At 73.7% G+C, this 14,044-nt stretch carries 11 protein-coding genes; 5 read left to right on the top strand and 6 right to left on the bottom strand.

The window, feature by feature from the left end; translation table 11 throughout:
* Positions 1–154 precede the first annotated feature (154 nt).
* Both DKL51_RS13225 and yczE read right to left on the bottom strand, forming a co-directional pair.
* On the bottom strand, positions 155–616 hold the full coding sequence (locus DKL51_RS13225) for a hypothetical protein (RefSeq protein ID WP_109966610.1): 462 nt from the start codon (positions 614–616) through the stop codon (positions 155–157).
* 140 nt (positions 617–756) lie between these two features.
* Complete coding sequence (gene yczE / locus DKL51_RS13220; RefSeq protein ID WP_109966611.1) at positions 757–1,452, bottom strand: membrane protein YczE; 696 nt, start codon at positions 1,450–1,452, stop codon at positions 757–759.
* Positions 1,453–1,510: 58 nt separating this feature from the next.
* On the opposite strand from yczE, the gene yczR reads away from it, so the two are divergent.
* From yczR to DKL51_RS13205, 3 genes are all read left to right on the top strand, one after another.
* Complete coding sequence (yczR, locus tag DKL51_RS13215; RefSeq protein WP_109966612.1) at positions 1,511–2,968, top strand: MocR-like transcription factor YczR; 1,458 nt, start codon at positions 1,511–1,513, stop codon at positions 2,966–2,968.
* A 75-nt stretch (positions 2,969–3,043) separates the two neighbouring features.
* On the top strand, positions 3,044–4,342 hold the full coding sequence (locus DKL51_RS13210; RefSeq protein WP_221623170.1) for a low temperature requirement protein A: 1,299 nt from the start codon (positions 3,044–3,046) through the stop codon (positions 4,340–4,342).
* 26 nt (positions 4,343–4,368) lie between these two features.
* Positions 4,369–5,709: a low temperature requirement protein A gene (locus tag DKL51_RS13205; protein WP_109965484.1), complete on the top strand. Its 1,341-nt coding sequence runs from the start codon at positions 4,369–4,371 to the stop codon at positions 5,707–5,709.
* Between the two features lie 70 nt (positions 5,710–5,779).
* On the opposite strand, the gene DKL51_RS13200 is transcribed toward DKL51_RS13205, so the two are convergent.
* The 3 genes from DKL51_RS13200 to DKL51_RS13190 form a co-directional block, all read right to left on the bottom strand.
* Positions 5,780–7,606 carry an AMP-dependent synthetase/ligase gene (locus tag DKL51_RS13200; RefSeq protein WP_109965483.1) on the bottom strand — a complete coding sequence of 609 codons (1,827 nt, stop codon included), beginning with the start codon at positions 7,604–7,606 and terminating at the stop codon, positions 5,780–5,782.
* Between the two features lie 138 nt (positions 7,607–7,744).
* Positions 7,745–8,692, bottom strand: coding sequence for a terpene synthase family protein (locus DKL51_RS13195; protein ID WP_124812097.1), 948 nt, complete (start codon positions 8,690–8,692; stop codon positions 7,745–7,747).
* 124 nt (positions 8,693–8,816) lie between these two features.
* Positions 8,817–9,446 (bottom strand): TIGR03085 family metal-binding protein, encoded by a 630-nt coding sequence (locus DKL51_RS13190; protein ID WP_124812096.1) that lies wholly within the window; start codon positions 9,444–9,446, stop codon positions 8,817–8,819.
* 214 nt (positions 9,447–9,660) lie between these two features.
* On the opposite strand from DKL51_RS13190, the gene DKL51_RS13185 reads away from it, so the two are divergent.
* On the top strand, positions 9,661–11,538 hold the full coding sequence (locus tag DKL51_RS13185) for an ABC transporter ATP-binding protein (RefSeq protein WP_124812095.1): 1,878 nt from the start codon (positions 9,661–9,663) through the stop codon (positions 11,536–11,538).
* 17 nt (positions 11,539–11,555) lie between these two features.
* Complete coding sequence (locus DKL51_RS13180) at positions 11,556–13,337, top strand: ABC transporter ATP-binding protein (RefSeq protein WP_109966686.1); 1,782 nt, start codon at positions 11,556–11,558, stop codon at positions 13,335–13,337.
* Between the two features lie 240 nt (positions 13,338–13,577).
* On the opposite strand, the gene DKL51_RS13175 is transcribed toward DKL51_RS13180, so the two are convergent.
* Positions 13,578–14,044, bottom strand: a 467-nt coding sequence (locus DKL51_RS13175; RefSeq protein ID WP_148097782.1) for a TetR/AcrR family transcriptional regulator, incomplete at its 5' end; no start/stop codon positions are given.

Raw genomic sequence — 14,044 nt, 5'->3', positions numbered from 1 at the left:
GTGCTGGGGCGGCGCCGAAGCCGGCCGACCGCCCGGCTGCCGCGCCCGGACCCGGCGCGGCGCAAGCACGTGCTCGCGCCCACCACTCGGTTGCCCGGGGCGGCGCGGCGCAGGCAGCTCTCGTCTCCGTGGGCAGAGCCTCCTCGGGAGGCCGTCACCCGCGGCCGGAGCGTCCCTCCGGGGAGCGGCGGGGGGCCGGGATGGACCGGACCACGTACTCCTGCACTGCCGCGGCGTGGTCGTCCTCGTCGAGGCTCCAGTCGGCGGGGCCCGGGGTGTGCCGGCGGCTCAGCACCCCCTGCACGGTGTCCACGGTGGTCGCCAGCCCGGCGCTGGGCCGGGTGCGCCAGAGCCGTTCGCCGTCCGGGGTGATCCGGAACCAGCCGTCGGAGACGCTGACCAGCCCCGCGCCGACGAGCCGGCGGACCGCGCCCTCCACCTCGTGCCGTTCCGGAATGGAGCTGTTGAGGTGGTCGGCGGTGGAGAGGACGTCAGCCAGCCGGACACCCTCGGGCCGGCGGGTCGTGGCCGACCGGCGGTGCCGGCCGGCACCGCTCGCGATGACCAGTGAGACGAAGATCCAGGCGTCGGTCCAGCGCCATCCGTTCTCCCCCATACAGGAATGATGCCCGGCCCTGGCGGCGGAGAAAACACCTGGTTTCCCGATAGGACATACCCGCAGCTCAGCGCGGGGTCGCCGGGTCCGGACCGGTGGCTGTCAGTTGACCGGCCAATCACGCCCGGTGATGACCGCGTTCAGGCGGCCTCGCTCGCCGGTCGGGCGGTTCCGGTCGGGTGGACGACCGCCGGCCCGGCGGTCGCCGGGGACTCGGACGCGACGGGCTGGGGAGCCACCGCGAAGAGCGGGATGAAGAACTGGGCCAGCGGTCCGATGGCGAGCGCGTAGGCGACGGTGCCGGCACCGACCGTGCCGCCGAGCAGCCAGCCGAGCGCCAGCACGGTCACCTCGATGACCGTCCGGACGAGACGGATGGACCGGCCGGGCCGGCGGGCGACGTATCCGGTCATCAGGCCGTCGCGCGGGCCGGGGCCGAGGTGCGCACCGATGTACAGCCCGGTGGCGGCGCCGTTGGCGACGATCCCGACCACGAGCAGGGCGATCCGGAGCGGCAGCGGTCCACCGGCCGGCAGCAGCGCCAGGGTGGCGTCCACCACCAGGCCGATCACCACCACGTTGCTGATCGTGCCGAGGCCGGGACGCTGCCGCAGCGGGATCCAGAGCAGCAGGACGACGGCGCCGACCGCGATGGTTACCGTGCCGAAGGAGAGCCCGGTCTGGCGGGCGAGCCCCTGGTGGAAGACGTCCCAGGGGTCGAGGCCGAGCCCGGACCGGATCATCAGGGCCATGCTCACGCCGTAGAGCGCGAGCCCGACGTAGAGCTGGGTGAGCCGCCGGGCCGGCCGGTACCGGAGATTGCCAATCGCTGCCATGCATGCCACCCTAGGGGCCAATCTCGCCGAGAGAAGAGCCAATTAGGGAGGGGTGGCCATGACGAGTCAGGTGCGTGGTCCCCAATTGGCTCGACTCCTCGGTCAGTGGCACGCGCTGCCCGGCCGCCGGCGCAGCCCGGACTACGCCGCGCTGGCCGCCGCGGTCCGCGGCCTGCTTGCCGACGGCCGGCTGCCCCTCGGGGTACGCCTGCCGGCCGAGCGGGAGCTGGCGGAGGCGCTCCAGATCAGCCGGACCACGGTCACCGCCGCGTACCGGGAGCTGCGGGAGAGCGGCCACCTGGCCAGCCGGCGGGGGGCCGGCAGCTGGACCATGCTCCCCGGCACCCACCGGGTGGCCAGCACCGGGCTGTGGACCCCGCAGGACGACCGGGACATGATCGACCTCGGGGTGGCCGCGCTGGCCGCTCCGGCCCAGCTCGTCCCCGCCGCCCGGGCCGCCGCCGAGGACCTGCCGCGCTACCTGGGCGGCGCCGGCTACCACCCGACCGGGATCATCGAGCTGCGCGAGGCGGTCGCCCGGTCGTACACCGAGCGAGGCCTGCCCACCAGCCCCGAGCAGATCATGGTCACCAGCGGCACCCAGCACGCGCTGGACCTGGTGCTGCGGCTGGCCCTCTCGCCCGGCGGGGGAGTGCTGGTCGAATCCCCGACCTATCCGAACGCGCTGGCTGCGCTCTCCGCCCGGCGGGCCCGGATCACCACCCACGGCCTCGCCGCCGGCGGTGCCGGCTGGGACGCCGACCTGCTGCTGGGCAGCATCCGGCAGAGCCGGCCCAAACTGGCGTACCTGATCCCCGAGTTCCAGAACCCGACCGGCCACCTGATGCCGACCGAGCTGCGCGAACGGCTCGTCGGCGCGGCCCACTCCGCGGGCACCGACCTGGTCATCGACGAGTCCTTCGTGGACCTCCCGCTGGACGGCACCGAACTGCCGCCGCCCGTCGCCACCTTCGACCGGCACTCCCGGGTGATCTCCATCGGCGGGATGAGCAAGCCGTACTGGGGCGGGCTGCGGATCGGCTGGGTCCGCGCCTCGGCCCCGCAGGTGCAGCGCCTGGCCGCCGCGCGGGTCGGCGTGGACATGGCCAGCCCGGTGCTGGACCAGCTGGTCGCGGTGCACCTGCTGGCCGACGCGCCGACCATCGTGGCCGCCCGACGGGCCCAGCTCGCTGCGCAGCGGGACGCGCTGATCGGCGCCCTGACCGAGCGGTTGCCCGACTGGCGGGTCGCCGTACCGCGCGGCGGGGTGACGCTCTGGGTCGAACTCGACGGCCCGATCTCCAGCGCCCTCGCCCGGGCCGCCGAGGAGGTGGGCGTACGACTCGCGCCCGGCCCCCGGTTCGGCCTGGACGGCACGCTGGAGCGATTCCTGCGGCTGCCCTTCACGCTGCCCGCCGGGGACCTGGTGGAGGCCGTCGGCCGGCTCGCCGCGGTCCGGTACGACCTCGACCGCGCCGGGCGACCGCAGTGGCGGGAGCCCTCCGTCATCGCCTGACGCCGACCCGGGCCGACCGGCGTGCCGGGCGTTCGGGGACGCCGGGCCGGGCCGCCGGCTGCCAGACTGTGCGCCGTGACGGACGGCACGCGGCGCGCGCCGCGGATGCGGGTGATGACCGAGGGGTCCACGGTCACCCCGCTGGAGCTCTTCTTCGACCTGGTCTTCGTCTACGCGCTCACCCAGGTGACCGCGCTGATGGCCGCCGACCTGACCGGGCGCGGGCTGCTGCACGGCCTGCTGGTGCTGGCCCTGCTCTGGTGGTGCTGGTGCTGCTACTCCTGGCTCGGCAACACCGTACGGGCCGACGAGGGCGTGGTGCGGCTGGCCCTCTTCGCCGTCATGGCGACCATGTTCGTGGTCGCGGCCACCATCCCGGAGGCGTTCAGCGACCTGCCCGGCGGGCTCTCCGGCCCGGTGGTCTTCGCCGCCTGCTACCTGGTGGTCCGGGTGCTGCACCTGGTCATCTACTGGTACGCGGCCCGCGGCGACGCCGGCCTGCGCCGGCAGGTGGTCCGCGCCGCCCTGCCGATGCTGGGCGGGGCGACCCTGCTCTTCTCCGCGGCGCTGCTGCCCGAGCAGTTGACGGACGACCCGCAGCGGGTCGGCACCATCCGCACCCTGCTTTGGGTACTCGCCCTCGCCATCGACTACGGCGGCATCATGGCCATCGGCGCGCGGGGTTGGCGGATCTACTCGGCCGCGCACTGGACCGAGCGGCACGGCCTGATCATCATCGTGGCGCTGGGCGAGTCGCTGGTGGCGATCGGCGTCGGCGTCACCGCGCTGCCCATCTCCTGGCCGATCATCGTCGCCTCGGTGCTCGGCATCGTGGTGGCCGCCGCCCTCTGGTGGGCGTACTTCGACGTGGTGGCGATCGCCGCCGAGCGGGTGCTGCAACGGGCCGAGGGCGCCGAGCGCGCCGCCCTGGGCCGGGACTCCTACACCTACCTCCACCTGCCGATGGTCGCCGGGATCATCCTGCTCGCGCTCGGCTTCAAGAAGGTCCTCGGGTACGTCGGCGACGGCACCGAGCACCGGCTCAGCGACCCGCTGCACGGCCTGGGCCTGCTCGCTCTCTACGGCGGAGTGATCATCTATCTGCTCGGACACCTGGGCTTCCGGCTGCGCAACATGGGCTCGGTGAACTGGCCCCGGGTGGTGGCGATGGTGCTCCTGGTGGCGCTGCTGCCGGTGGCCGACCACCTGCCGGCGCTGGCCGCGCTCGGGCTGCTGGCGCTGGTGTGCGCCGCCATGATCGTGGCCGAGGTGGTGCTCTTCGGCGAGGCGCGCCGGGCCCTGCGGGACGCCTTCCTCGACGAGCACGGCGCCGGCGGGCCGCCCGGGCACCAGCCGGCCGGGCCGGGCGGCTGAGCTGGCCGGATCGCCCGTCTCCGGCGATGTCCGGCTGGGAGACTGCCCGGGTGGCGAACGGTGGGGGCGGTGCCCGATGGTCGCGCGGCGTCCGGCCGGGCGCACCGGGCTCCCGGGCCACCCGGCTGGAACTCTTCTACGACCTGGTCTTCGTCTTCGCGTTCCTCAACGTCACGACGCTGACCGCGACCTATCCGAGCGTCCACTCCGTGGTCCGGGCCCTGCTGGGACTAGCCCTGCTCTGGTGGTGCTGGAGCGGCTTCGCCGGGCTGGGCAATGTGGTCCGCACCGACCAGGGTGTCCTTCCGGTGGTCGGGTTCACCACCGTGGCGGCCGCCTTCCTGCTGGCGCTGACCCTGCCGGAAGCGTTCACCGACCGGCCGGGCGGGCTGCCCGGTCCGCTGGTCTTCGCCGGCTGCTACCTGCTGGTCCGCGGTACGCAGGTGGCGGTCCTCGGCTGGGTGTCCCGGGCCGACCCGGAGCTGCGCCGGCGCTGGCTGGTGCTGGCCCTGCCGGTGCTGGTGGCGACCGTCCTGCTGGTCGCCGCCGGGGTGGTCCCGCAGCGCCTCGCCGACGGGTCGGCCGAGGCCCTCATCCGGCTGGCGTTCTGGCTCGCCGCCATCTTCGTCGAGTACGGCGTCGGCCTGCTGGTGGGCGGCGTCGGCTGGCAGGTGGTGTCGTCCGGCCACTGGGCCGAGCGGCACGCCCTGATCATCCTCGTCGCGCTCGGCGAGACGATCATCTCCCTGGGTCTGGGACCGCAGTTCATCGCCGGCCTGCCGCTGACCTGGGCGGTCGTGGTCGCCGCGGTCTGCGGCATCGCGGTGGCCTCGGTGCTGTGGTGGGCGTACTTCGACACGCTGGCGCTCGCCGTCGAACAGCTGCTGCACCGGACCCGGGAGCCTCGGGCGCGGATCGCCCTGGCCCGGGACGCGTACACCTATCTGCACCTGCCGATGATCGCCGGGATCATCTTCTTCGCCCTCGGGCTCAAGGGCCTGTTGGCCCACGTGGCGGAGCCGTCCACGCCGCGCTGGGGCGATCCGCTGAGCCGGTTCGACCTGCTGACCCTCTACGGCGGGGTGGTGCTCTACCTGGTGTCGCTCGGCGCCCTGGCGCTGCGGGCGCTGCGGATCGTCCGCTGGGTGCCGCTGACCGCGGTGGTGCTGATCGTCGGGCTGGTCCCGGTCGTCAGGCCGCTGCCGGAGATGGTCGCGCTGGGGCTGCTCGCCCTGGTCTGCGTCCTGTTGGCCGGGGCCCAGACGGTGACCGAGGCGGGACACCGGGCGCGGGTCCGCCAGGTGGCGCTGGAGGAGCAGCTTGCCGCCGAGGCGGAACAGAGCGAATGGCGCCGGCGCCACCTCTGACCGGCGCCGGACGGACCGGCGGCCGTGCCCCGGGACGGTGGGGCACGGCCGCCGGTGGGCCGGGGGTGGGTCAGAGCTCGGCCAGCGTGCCCTCGTACATCTTGTCGATCTCGGAGGCGAAGTTGCTCTCCACGCCCCGCCGCTTGATCTTCAGCGACGGGGTGATCTCACCGTGCTCGATGGTGAGATCGCGGGGGAGGATGCAGACCTTCTTGATCGTCTCCCAGCGGTTGAGCTTGCCGTTGAGCTCCTCGACGTAGCCCTCGACCATCGCCTTCGCCTCCGGGGAGGCGACGATCTCGGCGTAGTCGCGGCCCTCCAGGGGGCCGCCGGCCGCCCAACCCTTGATCGCGTCCGGGTCGAGGGTGACCAGCATGGTGCAGTAGTTCCGGGCCTGACCGATCACGACGGCCTGCGAGGTGTACGGGCAGATCGCCTTGAACATGCCCTCGATGTGCGACGGCGCGATGTACTTGCCGCCCGAGGTCTTGACCAGGTCCTTCTTCCGGTCGGTGATGCGCAGGTAGCCGTCGTCGTCCAGGCTGCCGATGTCACCGGTACGGAAGAAGCCGTCCTCGGTGAACGCGGCGGCGGTCTCCTCGGGCAGGTTGTGGTAGCCGCGCATCACCGGCCTGCCGCGGACCAGGATCTCGCCGTCGGTGTCGATCCTGCACTCCAGGTCGCCCATCGCCTTGCCGACCGTGCCGATCCGCAGCCCGTCCGGCGGGTTCACGAAGTTGCCGGCGCTGGTCTCGGTGAGGCCGTACCCCTCGGAGATGGGCAGGTTGGCGGCGGCGAAGAAGGTGGCGATCTCCGGGCTCAGCGGGGCCGCGCCGGAGACCAGCACCCGGATCCGGCCGCCGAGGCGGGCCTGGAGCTTGCTGAACACCAGCTTCTCGGCCAGCGCGTACTTCAGCTTCAGCCCGGCCGGGACCGGCTTGCCGGCCTGCTCGAGGGCGACCTTCTCCTTGCCGGTCCGCACCCCCCAGGCGAAGATCTTCGCCTTCGCGCCGCCGGCGTCCTGAGCCGTGGTGACCGCCTTGTTGTAGACCTTTTCGAAGACCCGGGGCGCGCCGCACATCAGCGTCGGCTTCACCACGGCGAGCAGGTCGACCAGCTTGTCCACCCGGCCGTCCACGTAGGTCGGCAGGCCGACGTGGGTGGCGCCGCAGAGCAGGGTCTTGCCGAACGAGTGGGACAGCGGCAGCCAGAGGTACTGGAGGTCGTCCTCGCGGAGCAGCCCGAGTTCCGCCTGCGCCACCCCCTCCCAGCACCAGCCGCCGTGCAGCAGCTCGACACCCTTGGGCCGGCCCGTGGTGCCGGAGGTGTAGATCAGGGTGGCCAGGTGGTCCGGGCCGATGCCGGCGACCAGCATGTCGATCAGGTCGGGCTCGGCCTCCAGGGCCCGCGCCCCGCGCTCCTCCAGCTCGGCCATGGTGAGCTGCGGTACGGCGGCGTCCGGGTCGGGGGCACCGTCGAAGAGCACCACGTGGGTGAGCGCCGGCAGGTCGGCACCGGCGATCTTCGCCGCCTGGGCCGGGTTCTCGGCGAAGAGCACCCGCGAGCCGGAGTCGGCGATGATGTACGTCGCGTCCTCGGGTTCGGTGGTCGGGTAGACGGTGGTGGTCGCCCCACCCGCGCACATGATGCCGAAGTCGGCGATCACCCAGTCGAGCCGGGTGTTCGCCAGGATCGCCACCGGGTTCTCCAGGCCGACGCCGAGCCCGTGCAGTCCGGCGGCGACCGCCTTGGCGCGTTGACCGACCTGCACCCAGCTCAGCCAGACCGGTCCCGAGTCGTCGGGCGCCGGGTAGGCGAAGGCGTGGCGGTCGGGGGTCGCCGCCACGCGCTTGAGGAACATGTCGGGGATGGAGCGGTACGGTACATCGAGAGCCATCGCTGTAGCCGCCTTCAGGGGTGGAGACGTGACGGGGGTCACGCCATTTTGCGGTTACCGAAGAGTATTGCCTGCACCCGGCCATCGGCTAGCCCCGCCGCCCTCGGACGGGGTCGTCCCGTCGGGTGGGATGAGCGGTCACGCGTACCGGGTGGCGGCCAGCGACCAGTCGTAGGTGGCCCGGATCCAGTTGCGCCGGGTGGCCAGGAAGGCCCGCACCGACTCGTCCCCGGCCCGGGCCAGCGCGGCGTCCCGCTCGACGTACGTCGACAGGCCCTGGTTGAACCGGGCGGCCGCCGCCCGCACCGCGGCCGCCTCGTCCTGGCCGGTCTCGCCGGCGATCGTGGTGACCAGGTTGTGCCCGTCCGGCGCGGTGCTCCGCTCCTTGCCGTAGGAGAAGAGGTCGTTGCACCAGCAGACCAGATCGGCGGCGAGGGCGTCCAGGTCGGCCAGCGCCGGGTCGGCCCGCCGGTCCGGCCCCGGCAGCCTGCCGTGCGCCAGGTCGGTGAGCGTGAAGCTGGGTCGGGCGCCGCCGGTGTGCCGGCGCATCTGGAGGTACTCGGCCACCCCCGGCACCCGCCGGTGCTCCCGGTTGGCCGCCTCCCAGAGCAGCGCCAGCAGGTACTCGCGGAGCTGACCGACCAGGCGGAGGAGGAGGGCGGGCCGGTGGTGGGCGCGGACCCGCCGGCAGAGGTCGTCCAGCGCGACGGCGAGCGGGCCGGCCGTGACCGGTGGCGGTGCTGAATCGCCGTGCCGGTCCAGCACCGCCAGCAGGTGCGCCACTGTGGGGGCGAGCCGCGTCGGGCTGGCACCGAGCCCGTCCTCGTCGCAGGCGTCGTCCATCACGAAGAGCCAGGTGATCAGGTCGGTGAGCAGGCGCAACCGGTCCACCGGCGCCACCGGGCAGGCCCGGCCGGCGAGCTCCGCCGGGTGCGCACCGCGAAGCCGACGCAGCCCGGCCGGGGTGTGCACCAGGCCCAGGTCACCCGCCCAGCCGGCGCTCTCCTCGGCGACCTGGTCGACGGCGGCGTGCCGGCGCGCCGGGAAGGGGGGTTCGCGCAGTGCCGTGACCGCGAAGCTCCGCATCGGTGCTCCCTGTCGCGTCGCCCCGGGTGGGGCGGCGGGCAGCAGCGTACGGCAGCAGGAATCGGTCCCCATCACTGGGCAGAACGGTTTCCACATTCTGCGGTGACCGGTACGGGCCGGTCGCTCAGAGGCCGAGGCTCGCCGACCGCAGCCGCTCCGCCGGCGCGGCCGGCCCGTCCACCTGCACCCGGGCCACCCGTTGCCGGCCGGAGAGGAACAGGGTCAGCTCGCCCGGGGCGCCGACCAGCCGCAGCCGGTCCCCGCCCCGCCCGACGGTCACCTCGCCGAACCCGGGCGCCTGGACGAGCAGATCCGCCGGGAACCGGCGCAGCGCCACCCGGGCCAGCAGCGCGGCCCGCTTCCAGAGCACCGCCTGCAGCCCAGCCGGCAGATCCCGGGGCAGCCACCCCGATCGCGCCCGGCGTACATCCTCGTGATGGATGAAGAACTCCATGGCGTTGACGAACTCGTCGGTGAGCGGGTTGCTCAGCGGACTCCACACCGGCGGCCGGCGCACCTGCGCCACCAGCTGCGGGTACGGGCGGGCGGCGATCCGCCGGCGGACCGCCTCGCCGTACCGGCGCAGCGGCGGCAGCAGGATGCCACCGGCGGCGTCCGGTCGGCGCTCCCGGACGATCAGGTGCGCCGCGAGATCACGGGTGGTCCACCCGTCGTTGATCGTCGGCGCCTCCGGTCCCAGGTCCAGCAGCAGGTCGGCGAGCGCCTCGCGCTCCGATCGGGCATACCGCGGCATGGCCCGATCGTAGGGCCGCGAGGGCGTCTGGCGCGCCCGGCGTGGCGCGGCGGGCCGCACCGGGTACGGAGACGACGGCCCCAGGGCACCGGATGCCCTGGTCGGCGTGGCTGCCCGTGAACGTGACGGTGGACATATCCACTCCGGCTCGGCGGAGCTGGCCCGGACCGGTAAGGATGAGGGAGATAATTTGCGGCTTACGGCGGGGGAGAGCGTGGCGAGCGGGACAAGTCGGGACGTCCTCGGCAGGGGACTGCGGGTCCTCGGCCGGGCCATCCGGGAACAGCCGCGGATCTTCGCGGTCGCGGTGACCGGCAGCGTGCTCTTCGGCCTCCTCGTGATCGCCAGCGCGTACGTGGTCGGCGGGGTGGTCGGCGAGGTGGTGGTCCCGGCGATCGCCCGCGGCTCGGTCCCGGCGGGCGCACTCGCCCTCGCCGCGGCGGCCCTGTTCGGCATCAGCGTGCTGCGGGTGGTCGGCATCTTCGGCCGCCGGCTCGGCGCCGGCTACATGCAGTACCGGCTCCAGGCCGCCTACCGCCGCCGGGTCACCCGGCGCTACCTGGACCTGCCGCTCTCCTGGCACCACCGCAACGCCACCGGCACCCTGCTCTCCAACGCCAACTCCGACGTCGAGGCCGCCTGGTACCCGATCGCGCCGCTGCCGTTCGCGGTCGGCACCGTGGTGATGCTGGTCGGCGCGGTGGTCTCGCTCTTCCTCACCGACTGGGCGCTCGCCCTGGTCGGGCTGGCCGTCTTCCCCGCGCTCTTCGCGCTCAACGTGGTCTACTCGCGGCGGATGGCGCCTCGGCAGGCCCGCGCCCAGCGGCTGCGCGCCGAGGTCAGCGGCATCGCCCACGAGAGCTTCGATGGCGCGCTGGTGGTCAAGACGATGGGCCGCGAGGCCCAGGAGACCGTCCGGTTCGCCGCCCGGGCCGGGGAGCTGCGGGACGCCCTGATCTCCGTCGGCCGGCTGCGCGGCGTCTTCGACCCGATGCTGGAGACCCTGCCCAGCCTCGGCACCCTCGCCGTGCTCGTGGTCGGAGCGCTCCGGCTGCGGCAGGGCGCGATCAGCGTCACCGAGCTGGTCAGCGTCGCGTTCCTCTTCACCGTGCTGGCCTTCCCGGTGCGGGCCATCGGCTGGGTGCTGGCCGAGCTGCCGCGCAGCGTCGCCGGCTGGGACCGGGTGGCCCGGGTGCTCGACGCGACCGGCGAGATGCCGTACGGCGAGCGGACGCTCGATCCGGCTGAGCCGACGCCGGCCACGCTCGCCTTCCACGACGTCCACTTCGGGTACGAGCCGGCCGAGGCGCACCTGCCCGGCACCGAGGTGCTCGGCGCGGTCTCCTTCACCGTGCCGGCCGGGAAGACGGTCGCCCTGGTCGGCCCGACCGGGGCCGGCAAGTCGACGATCGCCTCGCTCGCCGTCCGGCTGGTCGACCCGCGCTCCGGCACCGTCACGCTGGACGGCGTCGACGTCCGCGACCTCACCGCCGCCTCGCTCGCCTCGACGGTCGCCCTGGTCGCCCAGGTGCCGTTCGTCTTCGACGACACCGTCCGGGCCAACATCACCCTGGACCGGCCCGGCATCGGTGACGAGGAGGTCTGGGCGGCGCTCCGGCTGGCCGAGGCGGACGGTTTCGTCGCGGCCCTGCCCGACGGGTTGGACACCATGGTCGGCGAGCGGGGCACCTCGCTCTCCGGCGGCCAGCGGCAGCGGCTCACCCTGGCCCGGGCGCTCGCCGGCCGGCCCCGGCTGCTGGTGCTCGACGACGCCACCAGCGCCGTCGACCCCCGGGTGGAGGCGGCCATCCTGGCCGGGCTGCGCGCCCCGACCGGGGACACGGGCGCCGCCGCGTCGATCCTGGTGGTCGCGTACCGGCGGGCCACCATCGCCCTCGCCGACGAGGTGATCTACGTCGAGCAGGGCCGGGTGATCGCCCGCGGCACCCACCCCGACCTGCTCGCCACCGTCCCCGGCTACGCCGACCTGGTGACGGCGTACGAGCAGGCGGAGCACGACCGCGAGCAGACCCGGACGTACGACGAGGTCACCCCGCTGACCTCCGGCCTGGAAGTCGAGGTTGACCGGTGAGCGCGAGCGCGACCGACGTGGAGGCCGAGCGGCCGACGGAGCAGGCCGAGTCGACCTGGCGGACGCTGCGGCGCGGGCTGGCGCTCTCCCCGGAGCTGAAGACCGGGCTGGCCGGCACCGTCGTGCTGGCGCTGGTCTACATGGTCGGCCGGGTGGCCGTCCCGGTCGCCGTCCAGCGCGGCATCGACAACGGCCTCACCGTCGAGGGCGGGCCCGACATGGGCGTCGTCGCCACGGTGGTCGCCATTACCGCGGCCGTCCTGGCGATCACCACCACCTGCGGGTACCTGATGATGCGCCGGCTCTTCACGGTCAGTGAGACCGCCCTGGCCGGGGTGCGGACTCGGGCCTTCCGGCACGTGCACGACCTGTCGATGCTGCACCAGCAGTCCGAACGGCGGGGCTCGCTGGTCTCCCGGGTCACCAGCGACGTCGACCAGATCACCCAGTTCCTCCAGTGGGGCGGGGTGATCCTGATCGTCAACCTCGGTCAGCTCGTGATCACCACGGCCGTCATGCTCGCGTACTCGTGGCAGCTGACCCTGGTGGTGCTCGGCGCGTTCGCCCCGGCGGTACTGGTGATCCGGCTGCTCCAGCGCCGCCTCGCGGCCGCGTACGGGCTGGTCCGGCAGCGGATGGGCACCCTGCTCGGCACCATCGGGGAGAGCGTGGTGGGCGCCCCGGTGATCCGCGCGTACGGGATCGCCGGACGGACCGCCCGGCGGCTGGACGCGGCGATCGAGGGGCAGCGGCAGGCCCAGCAGCGGGCCATCCGGATCAGCATCTTGGGCAGCTCGGTGGGGGAGCTGGCCGCCGGGCTGGCGCTCGCCGGCGTGGTCGTCCTCGGGGTGATCCTCGGCGTGGACGGCTCGCTGTCCATCGGCCAGCTCACCGCGTTCCTCTTCCTGGTCACCCTCTTCATCCAGCCGGTGCAGATCGCCACCGAGGTGCTCAACGAGGCGCAGAACGCGATCGCCGGCTGGCGGCGGGTGCTCGACGTGCTGGACGTCGCCCCGGACGTGGCCGACCCGGGGGAGCAGGGACGGGAGCTGCCGCCGGGCCCGCTGGACATCCGCTTCGCCGGGGTGACCTTCGCGTACCCGGGCGGGCCGCCGGTGCTGCACGACGTGAGCCTGGAGATCCCGGCGAAGAGCCGGGTCGCCGTGGTCGGCGAGACGGGCAGCGGCAAGACCACCTTCGCCAAGCTGCTCACCCGGCTGATGGACCCGACGGCCGGCGAGGTGCTGCTCTCCGGGGTGCCGCTGCGCGAGGTGCGGTTCGAGTCGCTGCGCTCCCGGGTGGTGATGGTGCCGCAGGACGGCTTCCTCTTCGACGCCACCGTCGGCGAGAACGTCCGCTTCGCCCGGCCGGAGCTGACCGACGAGCAGCTCACCATCGCCTTCGGTGAGCTGGGCCTGGCCGACTGGCTGGACGGGCTGCCGGCCGGGCTGGACACCCCGGTCGGGGAACGGGGCGAGGCGCTGAGCGTGGGGGAGCGGCAGCTCGTCGCGCTGGCCCGGGCGTACGTCGCCGACCCGGACCTGCTGGTGCTGGACGAGGCGACCTCCGCGGTCGACCCGGCCACCGAGGTCCGCCTCCAGCGCACCCTGGACGCGGTGACCCGGGGCCGGACCACCCTGGCCATCGCGCACCGGCTCTCCACCGCGCAGGCCGCCGACGAGGTGATCGTGGTGGACCGGGGCCGGATCGTGCAGCGTGGCCCGCACGACGAGCTGGTGAAGGACCCGGACTCGGTCTACGGCCTGCTCTACGCCTCCTGGCTGGAGCAGACCCGCTAGCCGACGTGTCGCCGCCCGGCTCGGCCCCCGCCTCTGCCTGGCCGCCACCGGCTTGGCCTGGCCCTCGGCCCGGCTCGGCCCCGCCCCGGCTCGGTCCGGGCAGCGACTATATGCCTGGGAAGCGATATACCTGAGAGGCATAAATATGACGCTCAGGTATCGCTCATCGGCGCGTTGCCCTCCGCGGAGGTCACGGTCAGTGATGACCCGCCGCAGCCCGAGCCCGCGCAGCCCGCAGGCTCAGGCGTCGAGATCGCCGGTGAGGTAGCGCTGCACGGTGGGGCCGATCGCCGCCACCAGCGTCTCGACCGGCGCGGACGCGACCGGTTCGAGGCGGATGACGTACCGCATCATGCCCAAGCCGATCATCTGGGTGGCCACCAACGAACCGCGCAGTGGCAGCTCGGCCGGGTCGAGATCGAGGTGGTCGAGTACCCGGCGGAGCACCTGGGTGACCAGGAACTCGCGCAGCAGCCGGGCGGTCCACTCGTTGTTGACCGCCGACCGCAGCAGGGCGACCGCCGGGGTGCCGGCGGGAGAGTCCCAGACCCCGAGGAAGGTCCGGACCAGGCGTTCCCCGACCCCCTCGCGGCCGCCGGACAGCACGGAGGGCAGCAGCTGCGCCGGATCGATCGGCACCTCCATGGTGGCCCGGAACAGCTCCTCCTTGGTGCCGAAGTAGTGGTGCACCAGGGCCGGGTCGACCC

The organism is Micromonospora globispora (assembly GCF_003857015.1).
GTDB classification, from domain to species: Bacteria; Actinomycetota; Actinomycetes; order Mycobacteriales; family Micromonosporaceae; genus Micromonospora; species Micromonospora globispora.
This window is presented reverse-complemented; position numbering and strand designations above follow the sequence as displayed.